An 18,742-nucleotide genomic window follows, 5' to 3' on the forward strand; every position below is an offset into this window, starting at 1 on the left:
CGCGGACCACGACGGCAGCCAATTCCTGATTCACGCCACCCATGCTAGCGTTGCTCCGCCGGCACCTGCTGGCCGCGGCGAAAACGCTCGCCGTCGCCGTGCCAGCCGCGGAGGTCGTCATGCGCCACGCCCGACAGCACGCCCAGCAACACGCGCAGACCCGGATCAACGAGCGTCGCCGCAGCCTCGCGCATGAAGCGGCGCGGCTGATGGCCGAAGGCGGCATTCGCGACTACCACCAGGCCAAGCTGAAAGCCGCGCAACGCCTGGGCATCTTCGACGACGCCTCGCTGCCGCGTAATCGCGAGATCGAAGACGCGCTGCGCGAGTACCAGCGCCTGTTCCAGCGCGACAACATCGTCGAATTGCGCACCCGCCGAGAGGCGGCCCTGCGTGCGCTGGAATTCTTCACCGAGTTCGAGCCCCGCCTCGTCGGCCCCGTGCTCGAAGGCACGGCCGACGCGCGCAGCGCCGTCGCCCTGCACCTGCACAGCGATGATCCCGACGCCGTGCACCGTCATCTCGACCAGCACGCCATTCCGGCCGAAGCGCGCACCCGCCGTATCCGCCTGGACCGCGAGCGCAGCGAGGACTTTCCGGTGTGGGTGTTCAGCGCGGAAGGACTGCCGTTCGACTTAACCGTGTTGCCGCGCGACGTGCTGCGCCAGGCGCCGCTCTCCGGCATCGACGAGAAGCCGATGCGCCGCGCTTCCGCCCCGCAGGTGCGGCAGATGCTGGCCGACGAGGAGATCGCCGGCTACGAGGCCGACCGCGGCTAGAGCGTTCTCCGAGCGTTCGTCGCGGCCAACGAGATTGCATCGCGAGATGTTGCGTCGACGCCATAGGGCGTCGACGACGTTGTCAGCCAGGAGGAGGGAGCAATGCGAGTGAGTCAGTACAGGGCGTTGGCGTTGGCCGGCGCCATGGCCTTTGTCGTCGGCATCGGCCAGGCCGGTGCGGCCGAAGCCGATCTGAAGGCGATCCGCGCCGCCGTCGCGCAGAACCATGGCGAGGCGGTCAAACGCCTCCAGGATTGGATCGCCCAGCCGGCGATCGCCGCCGAGAACCGCGGCTATCCCGCGGGCGCCGAATACATGGCGCAGCTGGCGCGCGACGCCGGCTTCCAGCAGGCGAAGGTCATTCAGACCGATGGCAAGCCCGGTGTGTTCGCCACGCTCGACGCGGGCGCAGCGAAGACCGTCGGTCTGTATTTCATGTATGACGTGAAGCAGTTCGATCCCGCCGAGTGGACCTCGCCGCCGCTGGAGGCACGACTGGTCGACAAGCCCGGACTCGGCAAGGCCATCGTCGGGCGCGGCGCGGTCAACCAGAAGGGCCCGGAGTCCGCCTTCCTCGCCGCGCTGCACGCGATCAAGAAGGCCGGCAAGAAACCGCCGGTGAATCTCGTGTTGGTGGCAGAGGGCGAAGAAGAAATCGGCTCGCCGCACATCGGCCAGATCGCACGCAATCCGGAAGTCGACGCCGCGCTGCGCAAGACCATCGGCGTGTTCATGCCGTCGGCCATGCAGGGCACGGATGGTGTGGTCACGGTCAATCTGGGCAGCAAGGGCGTGGTCGAGCTCGAACTGGTATCGAGCGGCGAGAAGTGGGGACGCGGCCCGTCGAAGGACATCCACTCCTCGCTCAAGGCGATGGTCGACAGCCCCGCCTGGCGCTTGGTGAAGGCGCTCGACACGCTGGTGTCGGACGACGGCAACACGATCATGATCGACGGCTATCCCAAGCCGCGTCCGATCTCCGCCGAAGAGAAGGCAATGATCGCCGAAGCATCCAAGCGCAAGGACGAAGCGCAGGTCAAACAACAGCTGGGCGTGCAGCACTGGATCGATGACCTGCCGTGGCAGCAGGCCAACGAGCGACTCGAGACGCAGCCCACGGTGAACATCGAAGGCCTGGTCGGTGGCTATACCGGCCCCGGCGGCAAGACCGTCCTTCCTCACCGCGCGGTAGCCAAGCTGGACCTGCGCCTAGTGCCGGACATGAAGGCCGCCGATGCGGTCGCGGCGTTGAAGGCGCATCTGGCCAAGCGCGGCTTCGGCGACATCGAAGTGAATGTCACCGGTGGCTACGACCCCACCAGCACATCGGCGCAGACGCGACTGATCCAGGCGCAGGTCGCCACGCTGAAGAAGGCGGGGATCGACCCGGTGCTGTGGCCGCGCAATGCCGGCTCGTATCCGGGCTACGTCTTCACCGATGCGCCGCTGAAGCTGGCCGCCGGCCACTTCGGTCTCGGCCACGGCAGCGGCGCGCATGGTCCCGATGAGTACTACCTGATCGAATCCAGCAACCCGAAAGTCCAGGGCTACGACGGCGCCGCAATGTCGTTCGTGGAATACCTGTACGAGCTGGCGAAATAAGCGACGCTTCGTACGCATACGAAAACGCCCCGCAATGCGGGGCGTTCTTTTTCGACAACTGGCGTTACGCCCGTCGGATTCAGCGCTTGCCGAAGTCGGCGTAATCGCGCGTCGGCGAGCCGGTGTAAATCTGGCGCGGACGGCCGATCTTGTTTTCCGGATCGTTCTGCTGCTCCAGCCAGTGCGAGACCCAGCCGGCGGTGCGCGCGATCGCGAACATCACCGTGAACATCTCGACCGGAATACCCAGCGCCTTGTAGATGATGCCGGAGTAGAAGTCGACGTTCGGGTAGAGCTTGCGCTGGACGAAGTAATCGTCCTTCAGCGCGGCCTCTTCCAGCTTCATCGCGACGTCGAGCAGCGGGTCGTTGATGCCCAGCTCGCCCAGCACCTTGTGGGTCATCGAGCGGATGATCTTCGCGCGCGGGTCGAAGTTCTTGTAGACGCGGTGGCCGAAGCCCATCAGGCGGAAGCCCGACTCCTTGTCCTTGGCCTTGGCGATGGCGTCGCCGACATTTTCCGGCCTGCCGATTTCGCCGAGCATCTTCAACACGGCTTCGTTGGCGCCACCGTGCGCCGGACCCCACAGCGCGGCCACACCGGCGGCGACGCTGACGTAGGGGTTGGCACCGGTGGAGCCGACCAGGCGCACGGTCGAGGTCGAGGCGTTCTGCTCGTGGTCGGCGTGCAGGATGAACAGCAGGTCCATCGCCTTGGCGGCGACCGGACTGAGTTCCAGCGGCTCGCTCGGCACTTCCTTCAGCATGTGCAGGAAGCGCGTGGTGTATTCGAGGTTGTTGCGCGGATAGCGGATCGGCCAGCCGATCGAATAGCGATAGCAGGCCGCGGCGATCGTCGGCACCTTCGCGATCAGGCGGATCGCGGCCAGGCGACGCTGTTCCGGATCGTCGATGTCCAGATCGTTGTGATAGAAGCTCGCCAGCGAACCGAGCATGCCGGTGAGCATCGCCATCGGATGCGCGTCGTGGCGGAAGCCGTAGAGGAACGTGCGGAACGCCTCGTGCATCATCGTGTGATGCGTGACTTCGTGCTCGAACTTGGAGAACTGGTCCTGCGTCGGCAGTTCGCCGTTCATCAGCAGGTAGGCGACTTCGAGGAAGCTCGACTTCTCCGCCAGCTGCTCGATCGGGTAGCCGCGGTACAGCAGCACGCCGGCGTCACCGTCGATGTAGGTGATCGCGGAACGGCAGCTCGCCGTCGCGGTGAATCCGTTGTCGTAGGTGAAGCAGCCGGTTTCCTTGGGCAGCTTGCCGATGTCGATGCATGGGGCACCCAGGGTCGGGTGATGCACCGGCAGGGTGACGCTCTTGTCGCCCGCGGTCAGGGTGACCTGATCGAGGCCGGACGGGGTGGACTCGGACACGCAACGCTCCTGGTATCTGCACGCCGCAGGGACGGCCGCGGCGGATGGAGGGAAACACCTTTTGTGTGGTCGTTCGCGGGCTCGCCGCGACAGCGAATTATCGCACAAGCATTCGCCACCGCAGGGTGGTACCAAAGTCGCATGCGCCGCTGCAGCCCGCGTCGGCACAAGCGGACGCCCTTACGGAAACGGTGCATTCCGCCTGCGTGGACCTAGGTGCGATCGGGTACCGGGTCAGCCAGAAGCGCAGCCCTAGCTGCCCAGGCAATAACGCATGAAGCCCGCCTAGGGCGGGCTTCACGGAGCAGGATTCCGCTGGGCTTGCTTCGGTCGAACGCGCTCGTCGAACGCACGCGTTTGTGAAGCGCAATCCCAAGGCCGCGCGAAGCGCAGCCGGAAGTGCTTACTTCTGTGCGTAGCGCTTGCGGAACTTGTCGACGCGACCGCTGGTATCCATGATCTTGTGCTTGCCCGTATAGAACGGGTGCGAAGCCGAGGAGATATCCAGCTTGATCAGCGGGTAGTCATTGCCGTCTTCCCACTTGATCGTTTCCTTGCTGGCAAGGGTCGAGCGGGTGAGGAACGCGAACTCAGTAGTCACGTCCTGGAAAACGACTTCGCGGTAGTCGGGATGGATGCCGGTCTTCATGGCAATCGCACCAATAGGTTGCGGGGAAAGTCGGGCAGTATAGCGGCGACCTCCCCGCCTAGGCAAGCCCGTACTGCTCGGGAATCACGGGGCCGCCAGAGCGGCCTGGACCAGCCCCTCGAACCGGGCCTGGTCGTAGCGCAGGAGGATGCGCACGTTGTCGGGGCGGCCGCTTTCACGGCGCCAGTCCACGATCGTGGCCCCACGCGTATGCCGCCCTTCGGTTTCCACGACCATCGGCCGCTCGGCCGTGTCCACCGCCCCCTCCGGCGCCAGGGCGAAGGCCATCGCCAGCCCGTCCGCGGAATGCCAGCGGTTGCCGCGGCGTTCCCCTGCCCAGGCGCGCGTCTGGCGAGAGATCGCTTCGTAGAAGCGGGCACGCGGTGAATCCGCGGCCAGCCAGCGATTGACATCGTCGTCGAGCAGTCCGTGTTCGAGCGTCGCTTCCCAGTCGCTCAGGTCGATGTGCTCGAAGGCGGCGAACACGATGTGCGCCGCCTCGGGATCGAAGGCGATGTTGAACTCGGCCGCCTCGGTGATGTTGCCGTGCGCAGTCACCGCCCCGCCCATGACCACGCAGCGCGCGATGCGCGAAGGCAGCGACGGATCGAGCTTGAGCGCCAGCGCTACATTGGTCAGTGGCCCCAGTGCCACCAGCACCAGCCGGCCGGCGTATTCGTGCGAGAGCCGCAGGATGGCCAGCGCGGCGTGCTCGTCTGCCGGACGGCGCGTTGCAGGCACGTAGGCGATATCGCCGAAGCCATCGAGCCCATGCACGTAGGCCGCATCGCGCGCGGGGTGCAGCAGCGGCGCGGCGCATCCCGGATACACCGGCACGTCGGCGCCGGCGACTTCGCACAGCTTCAGCGCATTGGCGACAGTGTGCTGCAGGCCGACGTTGCCGGCGGCAATGGTGAGACCCACGACTTCGTGGCGCGGATCGTTGAACGCCATGAGGATGGCGAGGGCGTCGTCGACGCCCGGATCGGTGTCGATAAGGAGCGGGATACGGTTGGTCATGGGCGCATTATGAAGAGGACTGAGCAGTAGGCGAGCGAGGCGGCTTCAGGCCGACGCATAGCGCGCCGCGCCGCCGACCCAGCGGGCGATGATGCGCTCGACGATATCCGGCGCGGACGAGAGCAGCTTCGCACCGACCTGCTGGACCTGCGGCAACAGGTCGGCATCGCGGGCCAGGTCGGCGACACGGAAACCGGCCAGGCCGGTCTGGCGCGTGCCCAACAGTTCGCCGGGGCCGCGCAGCTCCAGATCCTTTTCGGCGATGACGAAGCCATCGTGGGTCTGGCGCATCGTCTCCAGGCGCTGCTTCGCCAGTTGCGAAAGCGGCGACTGATAGAGCAGGACGCAACTGGATGCGGCGGTGCCCCGCCCCACCCGCCCGCGCAGCTGGTGCAATTGCGCCAGACCAAGACGCTCGGCGTTTTCGATGATCATCAGCGATGCGTTGGGAACGTCCACGCCGACTTCGATCACGGTCGTCGCGACCAGCAGGTCGATCGCGCCTTCCTTGAATGCGCGCATCGTCGCCTGCTTCTCCGTCGCCTTCATGCGCCCGTGGACCAGGCCGACGCGCAGCTTGGACAGCTGCTTCGACAAATCCTCGAACGTGGATTGCGCCGCCTGTGCGACCACCTCGTCGCTGTCGTCGATGAGCGTGCAGACCCAATAGGCCTGGCGGCCTTCGGCACAGGCGGAGCGGATGCGTTCGACCAGTTCCGGGCGGCGCTCCGCGCTCAATGCGACGGTCTGCACCGGCGTGCGCCCGGGCGGGAGTTCATCGATCGCGGAAACGTCCAGATCGGCGTAGGCCGCCATCGCCAACGTTCGCGGAATCGGCGTCGCCGTCATCACCAGCTGGTGCGGCACGATGCTGTCGCCATTGAACCGCTCATCCTGAGCCTGTCGAAGGACCGTGCCCTTGTCACGCAAGGCCAGGCGCTGGTGCACGCCGAAACGGTGCTGCTCGTCGACGATTGCAAGGGCCAGGTCATCGAAGGCCACGCCTTCCTGCATGAGCGCATGCGTGCCGACGACCACTTGCGCGGTGCCGGAAGCGACTTCTTCGAGCACCTTGCTACGCGCCTTGCCGGTGACTTTGCCCGCGAGCCACGCGACGCGCACGCCCAGGGGTTCCAGCCACACACGCAGGTTGTTTAGGTGCTGCTCGGCAAGCAGCTCGGTGGGCGCCATCAGCGCGGCCTGCTTGCCGGCTTCCACCGCATGCATGGCGGCCAGCGCGGCCACGACGGTCTTGCCGCTGCCCACGTCGCCTTGCACCAGCCGCAGCATCGGCGAAGGTTTGGCCAGGTCGGCGCGGATCTCGTCGAACACCCGCTCCTGCGCGCCGGTGAGCTTGAACGGCAGCGCCCGACGCAGGCGCTGGGCGAGCGTCTTCGCGCGCAAGGCCGGCGCGGCATGCGCCTGTTGCGCGAGGCGCTGGCGACGCAGACTGAGGTGATGCGCCAGCAATTCCTCCAGCGCGAGCCGGCGTTGCGCGGGATGGCGCCCTGCCAACAGCGCGGCGATGTCTTCGTTCGCCTGCGGCCGATGCACGGTGAGCAACGCTTCGCGCAGCGACGGCAGCTGCAGCGACTGTCTCAGCGCGGCCGGCAGCAGTTCGAGCGAGTCGTCGTTGGGCAGCCGGTCGAGCGCGAGTCCGATCAGCTTGCGCAGGGAGGCGGGGCCGATGCCTTCGATCGCCGGATATACCGGATCGAGCGCGCTGCCGAGCTCGGCTGCATCGCCTTCGTCGAGCACGCGGTAGCTGGGGTGGACGATCTCCAGCCCCTGCTGGCCGGCGCGCGGCGTGCCATAGCAGCGCACGCGCACGCCCGGCGAGAACTGCGCCACCTGCGCGGCGCGGAAATGGAAGAACCGCAGCACCAGCGTGGCGTGGGAGTCGTCGCTGACCGCCACCTTCAGCATCGGCCGATAGCGGAAGCCGCGCTCGACCGCTTCCACCCGCCCCTCGACTTGCGCCGCCACGCCGGCCTGCAGCGCGCGGATCGGCGTCAGCACGGTGCGGTCTTCGTATTGCCGCGGCAGATGCAGCCACAGGTCCTGCACGCTGACCAGACCGCGCGCGGCGAGTTTCTCGGCCACGCGCGGGCCCACCCCGGCGAGCCGGGTGATCGGTTGCGTCTGGAAGTCGACAGGGGCCACGTGCTTGCGCGTCGGCATCGCTACAGGATGCCGGGATTGCCCGCCACTTCGCGGGCTCCCGTCGCTCAGTCGAGCACCATGATCGCGTCGATTTCGAACTGCACGCCGCGCGGCAGCGCCGACACCTGCACGGTCGAACGCGCCGGGAACGGCGCATTGAAGTACTCCGCCATCACCGCGTTGACCTTGGCGAAGTCGCCCAGATTGGTAAGGAACAGGCCGGCGCGCGCGATCTTGTCGAGCGATCCGCCTGCGGCCTCACAGACTGCTTTGAGGTTCTGGAACGCGCGATGCGCCTGCGCCTCGATGTCGCCCTCGATCACCAGGCCGGTGTTGGGGTCCAGCGGAATCTGGCCGGAAAGATAGACGGTGTCGCCGACGCGGACGGCCTGCGAGTAAGGGCCAATGGCGGCCGGGGCACGGTCGGTGTGGATGATGTCGCGGGACACAGGGATCTCTCCGGGCGGAAGCTGCGCACAGCTTACCGGAGCCTCCCGTCAAATCCGCTGCACGCCCAGCACGACCTTGAGCCGGCGCACGCGCCGCATCACTTCCGCCACGTGCTTGCGATCGCGCACCTCGATCTGGAAGCGGATCGCGGACACGTTGGTGTCGCGCTCGATGTATTCGAGGCGATCGATGTTGGATTCGGCTTCCGCGATCGCGGCCGCGACCTGCGCCAGGGCACCGGGGCGGTTGTCGAGTTCGATCCGCATAGCGGTGGGGAAGTCACCGCTCACTTCGCGGTCCCAGCCGATCGAGACCCAGCGATCCGGCGACTTGCGGTATTCGGCGACGTTGGGGCAATCCAGGCGGTGCACGACGATGCCCTTGCCGGTGGTGTGGTAACCCATGATCTCGTCGCCCGGAATCGGCAGGCAGCACTGGGCGAAGCTAATCACTCCGCGCTCGGCGCCGGTGATCAGGATCTTCTCTTCATGCAGCGGCATGGGCTCGGGTTCGGGCGCCGTGGCCTTGCGTGACTTCTTCGCGGTGGCCTCGCGCACCAGCGCCTGCGCGACCTGCGCCGGCATGCGGTTGCCCAGCGCTATGTCGGCGAGCAGCGCTTCCAGGCGCGGATAGCGGTGCTCGGAGAGGAAGGCGTCCACACGCTGCGCAGGCACGCGTTCCAGCGACGTGGCCTGGGACTCCAGCGCGCGGTCGAGCATGCGATGACCCAGCTGCACGGCGTCTTCGTGCTCCAGTTGCTTGAGCTGCTGCCGGATCGACGTACGCGCCTTGCCCGACACCACGAATTCCAGCCACTGCGGCTTGGGCGCCGCCGATTTCGCGGTGATGATTTCCACGCGCTGGCCGCTGGACAGCTTGCTGCGCAGGGGCACGAGCTTGCCGTCCACGCGCGAGGCGACCGCATGGTTGCCCACGTCGGTGTGCACCGCATAGGCGAAGTCGAGCGCGGTGGCGTTGCGCGGCAGCGACAGGATGTCGCCCTTCGGCGTGAACAGGTAAACCTCGTCGGGGAACAGGTCGACCTTGACGTTCTCCAGGAACTCCAGCGAAGAACCGGTCGCGCGCTGCGACTCGACCAAATTGGTGATCCAGCCCTGCGCGCGGCTCTGTGCGCTGGAGGGCATGTCGCGCCCGCCGTGCTTGTACGACCAGTGCGCGGCGATACCGCGTTCGGCGATCAAGTCCATGTCCTCGGTGCGAATCTGCACCTCGATCGGCGAGCCGTACGGACCGAACAGCACGGTGTGCAGCGACTGGTAGCCGTTCGCCTTAGGGATCGCGATGAAGTCGCGGAAGCGCGCGTCGAGCGGCTTGTAGGCGGCGTGCACGACGCCGAGGGCGTGGTAGCAGTCCGGCACCGTACCGACCACGATGCGGAAGCCGAATACGTCCATCACCTGGTTGAAGCTCTTATGCTCCGCGCGCATCTTGCTGTAGATGCTCCACGGCGACTTCACCCGGCTGATCAGGCGGTGTTGCAACTTTTCCTTAGCCAGTTTCTGCGCCAGTTGCGCCTCGATCTGCACCATCGACTCGCGGCGCATCACCGGCTGCGTGCGGATGCGCTTTTCCATCACCGCGTGGCGCCAGGGATGCAAGGCGCGGAAGCCCAGATCCTGCAGCTCGGCCTTGATCAGGTTCATGCCCAGGCGCTGGGCGATGGGCGCATAGATCTCCAGCGTCTCGGTGGCGATGCGGCGACGCGCTTCCGCGCTCTGCGCGCCGAGCGTGCGCATGTTGTGCAGACGGTCGGCGAGCTTGATCAGGATCACGCGCAGGTCGCGCGACATCGCCAGCAGCATCTTGCGGAAGCTTTCGGCGTTGGCCTCCTGGCGATCGCGGAACTGCAGCTTGTCGAGCTTGGTGACGCCGTCGACCAGTTCGGTCACGGTCGCGCCAAACTCGGTGGTGATCGAGTCGGGCGTGAGCGGCGTGTCCTCGAGGGTGTCGTGCAGGATCGCGGCCACCAGGGTCTCGACGTCGAGTCCCTGGTCGGCAAGCACCTTCGCCACGGCCACCGGATGGGTGATGTAAGGCTCGCCGGACTTGCGCGTCTGCCCGACGTGCGCGGCGGCGCCGATGCTCCAGGCCCGGCGCAGTTGTTCACGCTGCGGGGCGGGCAGGTAATGCGCCGCCTGCTCCAGTTCGCGCACGTAATCGGGCAGGTCCGCTTCGTCGAAGGCGGACGCGACCGGCGTCAGTACGGGCGAGGGGGGCGTCATGATCTGAATCTAAGGGCGCATCGGATGCGGCGCAATGGAATTGGCGCCTGAACGGTCGGCCTGAAGCGTCCGGCTGATCAGATCCGCCCGATGGTTCCCCAATCGGGGGACCCAAAAGCGAACGGCCCCAAGCGGGGCCGTTGCGGAGCGGTGTTGCGACTTGCCTGGTGGCTCAGTCGTCGCCCTTGGACATGTCGTCGTCGGCGACCACTTCGGCGGCGGCCCATTCCAGCGCCTCGCGCTCCTTGCGCTCGCGCTCGGACTTCTCGACTGCGTCGATATAGCCGGTGTCGATGCGGCGCGCGGCGATCTCGCGCAGCGCCAGGACGGTCGGCTTGTCCTGCGCCTCGCTGTTATCGATCATCGGCTCGACGCCGTTGGCCAGCTGGCGCGCGCGCTTGGCGGCCATCATGACGAGTTCGAAGCGGTTATCGACCACTTCCAGGCAATCTTCTACGGTGATGCGGGCCATGGGGACTCCGGGCGGCCAGGGGCCGTCCATCAGGCTTTGAGGGGGCGTGGATTGTAGGGTGCCCGCCGCGGCAAAAGCAAGCCAATCCTTATGAATCAGCCAGTTAGGCTGGATTCGGGCTCAATCAGGCGACTTATTCGTCGACCAGCAACTGCGTGATCAGCCGCTGATGCCGGGCCACCTGGGCCTCGCGGCGCAGGCGGCTGGCGGTGAAGATCGAGCACATCTCGTCCACCGCCGTATCGAAGTGCTCGTTGACGATGACGTAGTCGAACTCGATGTAGTGCGACATCTCCTCGCGCGCGGCATCCAGGCGCTGACGGATCGTCTCCTCGCTGTCCTGCGCGCGGACGCGCATACGGTGTTCCAGCGCCTCGCGCGAGGGCGGCAGAATGAACACGCTGACCGCATCGGGCACCTTGGAGCGCACCTGGCGCGCGCCTTGCCAGTCGATCTCCAACAGCACGTCCTTGCCGGACGCCAGTTGCGGCTCCACGGATTGCCGCGCGGTGCCCTTCCAGTCGCCGTGCACGAGCGCGTGCTCGAAGAAGTCACCCACCGCCACCATCGCCTCGAACTCGGCCGCGCTCACGAAGTGATAGTGCTCGGCATGGCGCTCGCCGGGCCGCGGCTGTCGCGACGTGAACGAAATCGACAGACGGATATTCGGATCGCGCGCCAGCACGGCGTTGACGATGCTGGATTTGCCGGCGCCGGAGGGCGCCGCGACGATGTAGAGGGTTCCGCGCATGGAAGCCGTGATTGGTGATGGATGAGGGGAACAGCTACTCGATGTTCTGGATCTGCTCGCGCACCTGATCGATCAGCACCTTCAGCTCCACTGCAGCGGTGGAGCTGCGTGCGTCGACCGATTTCGAGCCCAGCGTATTGGCCTCGCGATTGAATTCCTGCAGCAGGAAGTCCAAGCGCCGGCCCACTGCTTCCTTCAACTTGAGCACGCGCCGCGCTTCGCCGACGTGCGAGTCGAGGCGGTCGAGTTCTTCCTCGACGTCGAGCTTCTGCAACCACAGCACCAGTTCCTGTTCGAGCCGGCCCGGTTCCAGCGGCTGCGACAGCTCGCTCAGCCGCGCTTCCAGTTTCTGCCGCTGACCGGCACGGATGATCGGCATCAGCGTGCGCACTTCAGCGGTGATGCGGTCGATGCCGTCGATGCGCTCGGTGATGACCGCGGCGAGCTTGGCGCCTTCGCGCTCGCGCGAAGCGACGAATTCGGCGAGGACGTCGTCCAGCAGCGCCAGCGCCTGTTCCTGCAGCGCTGCCGCATCCGCGGCCGGCGCCTGCAGCACACCGGGAAATTGCAGCAGTTGCGTGAATTCGGTATGCAGCCCGGGGAAGCGCGCGGCCATATCGATGGATAGCTCGCTCAGTTCGCGCAGACGGGTGGGATCCAGTTGCAGGCTCCCGGCACCTTCGGGCGCGCGCAGGCGCACGGTGAGATCGAGCTTGCCGCGGGAGATGCGCCCGGCGATGCGCTCGCGCAGGACCGGCTCCAGCGAGCGCAGTTCCTCGTGCAGGCGCACGCCGATCTCCAGGAACCGGTGGTTGACGGAGCGCAGTTCGCAGCCGAGCGTTCCCCAGGGCGTCACGCGTTCGCCACTGGCGAAGGCGGTCATGCTGCGGATCATGCGAGGCTCCGGAGGTTTCGGGCGCGCAGTATGCCATTCGGCAGCCCGCCCGCGAGGAACCCAAAGTACGGGGATGCCAAGGTCGCGCGCGTGGCTGATTTCAGCAGGCTATAGGACATGGCCTACCGTTCATCCAGTAGCCCCAAGCAGCTCACTGCTAGACTTCACCAATGAATACCTCCCCCCTCCGTCCCAGCGGCCGCGCCGCGGACCAGCTGCGCGACGTGCGCATCGAACGCGCCTTCACGCGCCACGCCGAAGGCTCCGTGCTGGTGAGCTTCGGCGACACCCGCGTGCTGTGCACGGCCAGCGTCGACGACAAGGTGCCGCCGTTCCTGCGCGGCAAGGGCGAGGGCTGGATCACCGCCGAATACGGCATGCTGCCGCGCTCCACCAACACGCGTAACGACCGCGAAGCCGCGCGCGGCAAGCAAGGTGGCCGCACGCTGGAGATCCAGCGTCTGATCGGTCGCGCACTGCGCGCATGCGTCGACCGCAAGGCGCTGGGCGAACGCACCATCACCCTCGACTGCGACGTACTCCAGGCCGACGGCGGCACCCGCACGGCGGCGATCACCGGGGCTTACGTCGCGCTGGTCGATGCGGTGCGCTGGATGCAGGCGAAGAAGATGTTCGCGACCTCGCCGGTGTTCGGCGCGGTCGCCGCGGTTTCGGTCGGCGTGTATCGCGGCGTTCCTGTGCTCGACCTCGATTACGCCGAAGACAGCGACTGCGACACCGACATGAACGTCGTGATGAACGACGGCGGCGGCTTCATCGAACTGCAGGGCACGGCCGAGGGCCACGCCTTCCGTCGCGATGAGCTCGACGCCCTGCTCGGCCTGGCCGAAGCAGGCATCGCCACGCTGATCGCGAAACAGCGCGAGGCGCTGGCCGTCTGATCGCGCGCGCGGCGTTCATCCGGGAGGCGGCACGCTTTCCGGATGGCGCTTCGCACCGCCTTACCCATCACGGCCGCGGGGGCCTTCGCTTCCGCGCCGCAGAGGAATCCCATGAAGCAACATCTCGCCAACATCGCGCTGCTCGTCGGCGACTACGACGAAGCAATCGCCTGGTACACCCAGGCGCTCGGCTTCACCCTGCTGCAGGACACCGACCTGGGCGACGGCAAGCGCTGGGTGCGCGTCGCTCCACCGCAGGCCACCGGCACCGCGCTGTTGCTTGCGCGCGCCGACACCGAAGCGCAACGCGTGCGCATCGGCGACCAGGTCGGCGGGCGGGTCGGCTTCTTCCTGCACACCGATGATTTCGCCCGCGATTACGCCGCGATGAACGAGCGCGGCGTGCGCTTCTCCGAGGAGCCGCGGCACGAGCCCTACGGCACCGTCGCCGTATTCGTGGACCTCTACGGCAATCGCTGGGACCTGATCGAGCTCAACCCGTGAGTGCTGCGCCGGTGAAGTTCGTCGTCGCCAGCAGCAATGCGGGCAAGCTCGCCGAATTCCGCGACCTCCTCGGCGAGGCGGGATACGACTTCGTCACCCAGGGCGAACTGGGCGTCGAAGACGTCGAGGAAACCGGGCTGACGTTCGTCGAAAACGCGCTGCTCAAGGCGCGCAATGCCGCACGTGCGACCGGGCTGCCGGCGCTGGCCGACGACTCCGGCCTGTGCGTCGATGCGCTCGGCGGCGCGCCCGGCCTGTATTCGGCGCGCTACGCCGGCGCGCACGGCAACGCGCAGGCCAACATCGCCAAGCTCCTCGACGTACTGAAGGACGTGCCGCCGCCGCAGCGCAGCGCGCACTTCGTCGCCGTGATCGTGCTGCTGCGCCACGCCGACGACCCGCAACCCATCATCGCCGAGGGCCGCTGGTCCGGCATGATCCTCGATGCGCCGCGCGGCAACGGCGGCTTCGGCTACGACCCGGTGTTCCTGGATCCGGAGAACAACCTGGCGGCCGCGGAATTCGAGCCGGCGATCAAGAACCGCCTCAGCCATCGCGGCCGCGCCCTGGCGCAATTGCGGCAGAAGCTCGCCGATACGAAGCTGTAACCATGTTCGTCGTGATCTGGGAATACGAAGTGCGCGCCGGATGCGAAGCCGCGTTCACAGCGCTCTATGGCGGCGACGGCGACTGGGTGGCCCTGTTCCGCGACTACGGCGGCTACGTCGGCACCGAGCTGTTGCGCGACCTCGACGCTCCGGAGCGATTCGTCACGATCGACCGTTGGACTTCGCAGGCCGCGTACGCCGCCTTCCTCACTGCAGCGCAACCCCGCTACGCGCAGATTGATGCCCGCGGCGATGCATTGACCGCCGCCGAGCGCCGCATCGGCGCATATACCTCGCCATGAACGGACATTCTTCTGCGCCGCAGCCGCTGGATCTTCCGCAGCAAGCGCTGCCGCTGCATCCACCGCCGCTATCCCTTTACGTCCATATCCCATGGTGCGTACGCAAATGCCCGTACTGCGATTTCAATTCGCATGAAGGGCGCGGCGCGCTGCCGTTCGACGCCTACGTGGATGCGCTGCTGGCCGACCTCGACCACGACCTGCCGCTGGTGTGGGGCCGCACCGTGCAGACGGTGTTCTTCGGCGGCGGCACGCCCAGCCTGTTCCCGCCCGAATACATCGACCGCTTCCTGCAAGGCACCAGCAGCCGCCTGCGCTTCGCCCCGGGCTGCGAGATCACGCTGGAAACCAATCCCGGCACGGCCGAGCACGGCCGTTTCGAACTCTATCGCCGGGCAGGCGTGAACCGTCTCAGCTTCGGCATCCAGAGCTTCGACGACGGCTGTCTGCAGCGACTGGGGCGCATCCACGACAGCCACGAGGCCGATGCCGCGGTGAAGCTGGCGCAGGACGCGGGCTACGACAACATCAATCTCGACCTGATGTACGCGCTGCCGCAACAGACACTCGCGATGGCCGAGCGCGACCTGGAGCGTGCGTTCGCCCTGCAACCCGCGCACGTCAGCCACTACCAGCTCACGCTGGAACCGAACACTGTCTTTGCCGCCCGGCCGCCAAAGGGCATCCCAGACGACGACGCCAGCTGGGACATGCAGGAGCACTGCCAGGCACTGCTGGCCGCCAACGGCTATGCGCAGTACGAAGTCAGCGCCTACGCGCGCCCCGGCCGCCAGTGCGCGCACAACCTCAACTACTGGCGCTACGGCGACTACCTGGGCATCGGCGCCGGCGCCCACGGCAAGATCACCCTGGGGCACGACGGAAGCATCCTGCGGCGCTGGAAACTCAAGCACCCCGCCGCGTACCTGGCCGCCGCCGGCCGAGCGGAGGCCATCGGCGGCGACGACCGTATCGAGGCGGAGCGCCGCCCGTTCGAATTCATGCTCAACGCTTTGCGCCTGGTCGAGGGCTTCGACCTGTCCCTGTTCGCCCTGCGCACGGGCCTGCCGATCGACGCAATCGGTCCACAACTGCGGCAGGCCGTCACCCAAGGCTGGCTCAGCATCGAGGATGAACGCGCGCGCCCCACCGACGCCGGCCGCCGCTTCAACAACGATCTGGTCTCGCTGTTCCTCTGAAGCCACCCGGACGGGTGTTTTGGCCCTGCATGGCCGTTTTTGGCGCGGATTTTGCGTTCAGTAAATGAGGTCGCCGCTGGCAGCCATGCCATACCCGTGATTAAGATCAGGGGGATAATCCGGGCGGCCCGGGAAAGGATGCATGTCGGTGACTTTCGAACATTCAGCCCTGCACCCCACCCTGGCTTCCGCCCAGCTGCCGCGGCGCGTGCGCCGCGCGCTCGAGCAGGTCTACAACCTCGCTGCGGATGAGATGGCGCGGGCGCTGGAACGCATGCTGGCCGAATTCGAGCAGCAGCAGTTCCGCCTCGCCGACCAGGCGGCGAATCCGGGCCTGCAGCAGGCGTATTTCGACACCCTGCGGCTGGTGCGGCAGAACCGTGCCGACCTGATTCCCGAATTCCTCGGCGGAATGGAGGCGGCGCTCGCCAGCATCCGCGCACCGGCGTCGCCGCAGGACAAGGTCGCCGCGCCGGTGCATTTCGGCAATCTGCGCCTCGTCGAGGAATATGAAATGGACGAGGAAGCGGTGCTGCGCGCGATCGCTTCCCGGCACGAGTCGCGCACCAGCCTGCCCTTGCACCTGCTGGGCCAGCGCTTCGGCGTGCTCGCCGGTACGCCGGCCTTCGAGGCCGAACGGCTCCCGGTCGGTCCGCGCCAACTCGGCGAAATCCTGGGCCGGGCCAGCCGCGTGCTGCAGATCGAGCTGCAACCGCGACTGGAACTGTTCCGTTGCTTCGACCATTACGCGCTCAACGGCTACGCGCAGCTGGTCGAAGCGATGAACGCCATGCTCGCGCGCGAGAACATCCTGCCCAACCTGGCCTACGTGCCGATCCGGGCGCGCCCGGCGGTGCAATCTGAGCTCACCGGTGAAGCCGGACGCGAGCGCCGCGAACACGCCCGCGCGCAGGCAGCCGCGGGGCGCAACTCGCCGTACACGGGCTGGTTCGGCGGCGACGGCAACGCGCCGGACGGCCCGGAGAGCTTCTCTCTGCTGCAGGACATGCTGGCGTCGCGCCGCGACCTGCTCAACAAGTTCACCCCCGGCAACGCCGACGCGGCCGCGCGCGCCCAGCTCAGCACCGAGGACGTCATGCAGGCGCTGGCGCGCATGCAGGCGGCGCCGCGCGAGCCGGCCAGCGAAACCTCGCGTCCGCGCAGCGTCCACGACGTACGCCAGGCGCTGCTCGCGCAGAGCCGGCAGACCCGCGGGCAGGCCACTGCGCTGTCGCGTGAGGACAACGACGCGTTCGAGCTGCTCGCCATCCTGATGGCCGAGATCCAGCGCGAGCTGCGCCAGGATGCGCCCGGCAACCGCCTCGTGCACAAGCTGGTGGTGCCACTGCTGCGGCTGGTGCTGAAGGACCGCGGCTTCTTCGTCCACCAGAGCCATCCGGCCAGGCAATTGCTCAACGCCGTCGCCGAATCCGGAGCCAATTGGGTCCCCGACGACGAGGTCGATCCGCAGCTCAACGACCAGCTCGTCCACGCTGTCGACGAGGTCGTCACCCACTACGAGGGCGACACCAACGTTTTCGATGCCGCCAACCAGCGCGTGCAGCAGCACCTGCAGGTCATGGCACGGCGCGCCGAAGTAGCCGAACGCCGCCATGTCGAGGCCGCGCGCGGCAAGGAAAAACTGGAGCTCGCCAAGCGCCGCGCCACCGACGTCATCGCCGGCGCGTCGCAGGACCACAAGCTGCCCCGCTTCGTGCAGACGCTGCTGGCCAACTCCTGGACCGACGTACTGACCCTGATACTGCTGCGCAACGGCGACGACTCTGACGAATGGCAGCTGCACGTGGACGCCACGAGCGCGATCGTGCGCGCGACCTCGCTGAATCATCCGGCTTCCGCGCCCGAAGGCCTGGCCGAGCAGATCGAACACGCCCTGACACTCGTCGGCTATCACGTCGATGAAGCCGGCGACATCGCGCGCCGGCTGACCGCCCGCGTCGACGAGGAAGAGAACGATTCGGCCTCACGCACCGAGCTGGCGATGCGGCTGAAGGCCCGCGGCCGCCTTGGGCAGGAGTCTTCGCCCGAGAAGCCTGCCCTACCGCCGCGCAGCGAACGCGAGCAGGCCGCCTACGACATGCTGCGTACGCTGCCGTTCGGCGCCTGGTTCGAGTTCATCACCAACCAGCAGGGCGATGTCATCCGCCGGCGCCTGTCCTGGTACAGCCCGATGACCGACCACGCGCTGTTCGTCAACCAGCGCGGCCAGCGCGTGGGCGAGCAGTCGCTCGACAGCCTGGCGCGCATGCTCGCCAGCGGGCAGGTACGCATCGTCACCGTCGAACACAGCAGCCTGGTCGATCGCGCGTGGCATAGCGCACTGGGCGCGTTGCGCGGCTTCGTCAGCGGCAAGCACGCATCCGATCACGACCGCGCCCAGCAGGAGCGCGCCGAGCATCCTGGAGATCACGCATGAAGGAGTTCCGCCGCAGCCGCCGTCGCCAGGTCGCCGAAGTGATCCACGTGACGGACAGCATGACCGAGCTGGTGATCGGGCATGTCGGCAACGTGTCCGAAACCGGCATGCTGGTGATGTCCAACGCGCCGCTGATGGTGGACGCCCTGTACCAGCTGCGCTTCGGCCTGCCGGAAGGCATCTCCAAGATTCCCTTCGAGGTCGGGGCGCATCTGCTCTGGCGCGACCAGGCCAGCGCCCCGGGGCAGGCCTGGACGGGGTTCCGCTTCATCACCATGAGCGATCAACAGATGCAGCAATTGCGTCGCTGGATCGACGCTCCGGGCAGCCAATACGCCTGAATCCCGGCTACGTCGCCACCTGCGGCACAGGGCACGTCCGC

General features: G+C 67.1%; 18 protein-coding genes. 9 read left to right on the forward strand and 9 right to left on the reverse strand.

What is annotated here, in order from left to right; translation table 11 throughout:
• Positions 1 to 119: 119 nt before the first annotated feature.
• On the forward strand, positions 120 to 779 hold the full coding sequence (locus ACYVJ8_RS17150; protein WP_460714690.1) for a hypothetical protein: 660 nt from the start codon (positions 120 to 122) through the stop codon (positions 777 to 779).
• 108 nt (positions 780 to 887) lie between these two features.
• A complete protein-coding gene (locus tag ACYVJ8_RS17155; RefSeq protein ID WP_460714692.1) occupies positions 888 to 2,381 on the forward strand; it encodes a M20/M25/M40 family metallo-hydrolase in 1,494 nt (497 codons plus the stop codon).
• 79 nt (positions 2,382 to 2,460) lie between these two features.
• Here ACYVJ8_RS17155 and ACYVJ8_RS17160 read toward each other — a convergent pair whose 3' ends face one another.
• The 9 genes from ACYVJ8_RS17160 to ACYVJ8_RS17200 form a co-directional block, all read right to left on the reverse strand.
• A complete protein-coding gene (locus ACYVJ8_RS17160; protein ID WP_460714693.1) occupies positions 2,461 to 3,765 on the reverse strand; it encodes a citrate synthase in 1,305 nt (434 codons plus the stop codon).
• A 403-nt stretch (positions 3,766 to 4,168) separates the two neighbouring features.
• The gene (locus ACYVJ8_RS17165) at positions 4,169 to 4,414 is read right to left on the reverse strand and encodes a type B 50S ribosomal protein L31 (protein ID WP_460714695.1); all 246 of its coding nucleotides are present in this window, start codon (positions 4,412 to 4,414) and stop codon (positions 4,169 to 4,171) included.
• Between the two features lie 84 nt (positions 4,415 to 4,498).
• Positions 4,499 to 5,434: a nucleoside hydrolase gene (locus ACYVJ8_RS17170; RefSeq protein WP_460714697.1), complete on the reverse strand. Its 936-nt coding sequence runs from the start codon at positions 5,432 to 5,434 to the stop codon at positions 4,499 to 4,501.
• A gap of 45 nt (positions 5,435 to 5,479) precedes the next feature.
• Positions 5,480 to 7,615, reverse strand: coding sequence for an ATP-dependent DNA helicase RecG (recG, locus tag ACYVJ8_RS17175; protein WP_460714699.1), 2,136 nt, complete (start codon positions 7,613 to 7,615; stop codon positions 5,480 to 5,482).
• Positions 7,616 to 7,662: 47 nt separating this feature from the next.
• The gene (locus tag ACYVJ8_RS17180) at positions 7,663 to 8,046 is read right to left on the reverse strand and encodes a RidA family protein (protein ID WP_460714701.1); all 384 of its coding nucleotides are present in this window, start codon (positions 8,044 to 8,046) and stop codon (positions 7,663 to 7,665) included.
• Positions 8,047 to 8,094: 48 nt separating this feature from the next.
• Positions 8,095 to 10,290: a RelA/SpoT family protein gene (locus tag ACYVJ8_RS17185; RefSeq protein ID WP_460714703.1), complete on the reverse strand. Its 2,196-nt coding sequence runs from the start codon at positions 10,288 to 10,290 to the stop codon at positions 8,095 to 8,097.
• Positions 10,291 to 10,462: 172 nt separating this feature from the next.
• Positions 10,463 to 10,762: a DNA-directed RNA polymerase subunit omega gene (gene rpoZ, locus ACYVJ8_RS17190; RefSeq protein WP_460714705.1), complete on the reverse strand. Its 300-nt coding sequence runs from the start codon at positions 10,760 to 10,762 to the stop codon at positions 10,463 to 10,465.
• A gap of 133 nt (positions 10,763 to 10,895) precedes the next feature.
• A complete protein-coding gene (gmk, locus tag ACYVJ8_RS17195; RefSeq protein WP_460714707.1) occupies positions 10,896 to 11,513 on the reverse strand; it encodes a guanylate kinase in 618 nt (205 codons plus the stop codon).
• Between the two features lie 34 nt (positions 11,514 to 11,547).
• Positions 11,548 to 12,408, reverse strand: a complete 861-nt coding sequence (locus tag ACYVJ8_RS17200; RefSeq protein ID WP_460714709.1) for a YicC/YloC family endoribonuclease — start codon at positions 12,406 to 12,408, stop codon at positions 11,548 to 11,550.
• A gap of 170 nt (positions 12,409 to 12,578) precedes the next feature.
• Between ACYVJ8_RS17200 and rph the strand changes: the two genes are divergently transcribed.
• The 7 genes from rph (at position 12,579) to ACYVJ8_RS17235 (ending at position 18,701) form a co-directional block, all read left to right on the forward strand.
• Positions 12,579 to 13,310 (forward strand): ribonuclease PH, encoded by a 732-nt coding sequence (gene rph / locus ACYVJ8_RS17205; protein ID WP_460714711.1) that lies wholly within the window; start codon positions 12,579 to 12,581, stop codon positions 13,308 to 13,310.
• A 111-nt stretch (positions 13,311 to 13,421) separates the two neighbouring features.
• Positions 13,422 to 13,814, forward strand: coding sequence for a VOC family protein (locus ACYVJ8_RS17210; protein ID WP_460714713.1), 393 nt, complete (start codon positions 13,422 to 13,424; stop codon positions 13,812 to 13,814).
• Between the two features lie 11 nt (positions 13,815 to 13,825).
• Entirely contained in the window at positions 13,826 to 14,422 is a 597-nt protein-coding gene (gene rdgB, locus ACYVJ8_RS17215) for an RdgB/HAM1 family non-canonical purine NTP pyrophosphatase (RefSeq protein ID WP_460714842.1), read from the forward strand.
• Between the two features lie 2 nt (positions 14,423 to 14,424).
• Complete coding sequence (locus tag ACYVJ8_RS17220) at positions 14,425 to 14,724, forward strand: antibiotic biosynthesis monooxygenase family protein (protein WP_460714715.1); 300 nt, start codon at positions 14,425 to 14,427, stop codon at positions 14,722 to 14,724.
• Positions 14,721 to 15,923: a radical SAM family heme chaperone HemW gene (hemW, locus tag ACYVJ8_RS17225; RefSeq protein WP_460714717.1), complete on the forward strand. Its 1,203-nt coding sequence runs from the start codon at positions 14,721 to 14,723 to the stop codon at positions 15,921 to 15,923. Before ACYVJ8_RS17220 ends, hemW begins: the two co-directional genes overlap by 4 nt.
• A gap of 148 nt (positions 15,924 to 16,071) precedes the next feature.
• Complete coding sequence (locus tag ACYVJ8_RS17230; RefSeq protein ID WP_460714719.1) at positions 16,072 to 18,360, forward strand: DUF1631 family protein; 2,289 nt, start codon at positions 16,072 to 16,074, stop codon at positions 18,358 to 18,360.
• Positions 18,357 to 18,701, forward strand: coding sequence for a PilZ domain-containing protein (locus ACYVJ8_RS17235; protein ID WP_460714721.1), 345 nt, complete (start codon positions 18,357 to 18,359; stop codon positions 18,699 to 18,701). Before ACYVJ8_RS17230 ends, ACYVJ8_RS17235 begins: the two co-directional genes overlap by 4 nt.
• The last annotated feature ends 41 nt before the right edge of the window (positions 18,702 to 18,742 follow it).

This window comes from Lysobacter terrae (assembly GCF_054782215.1).

What these genes read in the sequence shown, in the direction of transcription:
- ACYVJ8_RS17150 (WP_460714690.1), top strand. Translation starts at nt 120, where the DNA reads ATGCGCCACGCCCGACAGCACGCCCAGCAACACGCGCAGACCCGGATC.
- ACYVJ8_RS17165 (WP_460714695.1), bottom strand. Translation starts at nt 4,414, where the DNA reads ATGAAGACCGGCATCCATCCCGACTACCGCGAAGTCGTTTTCCAGGAC.
- ACYVJ8_RS17170 (WP_460714697.1), bottom strand. Translation starts at nt 5,434, where the DNA reads ATGACCAACCGTATCCCGCTCCTTATCGACACCGATCCGGGCGTCGAC.
- recG (WP_460714699.1), bottom strand. Translation starts at nt 7,615, where the DNA reads ATGCCGACGCGCAAGCACGTGGCCCCTGTCGACTTCCAGACGCAACCG.
- ACYVJ8_RS17185 (WP_460714703.1), bottom strand. Translation starts at nt 10,290, where the DNA reads ATGACGCCCCCCTCGCCCGTACTGACGCCGGTCGCGTCCGCCTTCGAC.
- rpoZ (WP_460714705.1), bottom strand. Translation starts at nt 10,762, where the DNA reads ATGGCCCGCATCACCGTAGAAGATTGCCTGGAAGTGGTCGATAACCGC.
- gmk (WP_460714707.1), bottom strand. Translation starts at nt 11,513, where the DNA reads ATGCGCGGAACCCTCTACATCGTCGCGGCGCCCTCCGGCGCCGGCAAA.
- ACYVJ8_RS17200 (WP_460714709.1), bottom strand. Translation starts at nt 12,408, where the DNA reads ATGATCCGCAGCATGACCGCCTTCGCCAGTGGCGAACGCGTGACGCCC.
- rph (WP_460714711.1), top strand. Translation starts at nt 12,579, where the DNA reads ATGAATACCTCCCCCCTCCGTCCCAGCGGCCGCGCCGCGGACCAGCTG.
- ACYVJ8_RS17210 (WP_460714713.1), top strand. Translation starts at nt 13,422, where the DNA reads ATGAAGCAACATCTCGCCAACATCGCGCTGCTCGTCGGCGACTACGAC.
- ACYVJ8_RS17220 (WP_460714715.1), top strand. Translation starts at nt 14,425, where the DNA reads ATGTTCGTCGTGATCTGGGAATACGAAGTGCGCGCCGGATGCGAAGCC.
- hemW (WP_460714717.1), top strand. Translation starts at nt 14,721, where the DNA reads ATGAACGGACATTCTTCTGCGCCGCAGCCGCTGGATCTTCCGCAGCAA.
- ACYVJ8_RS17235 (WP_460714721.1), top strand. Translation starts at nt 18,357, where the DNA reads ATGAAGGAGTTCCGCCGCAGCCGCCGTCGCCAGGTCGCCGAAGTGATC.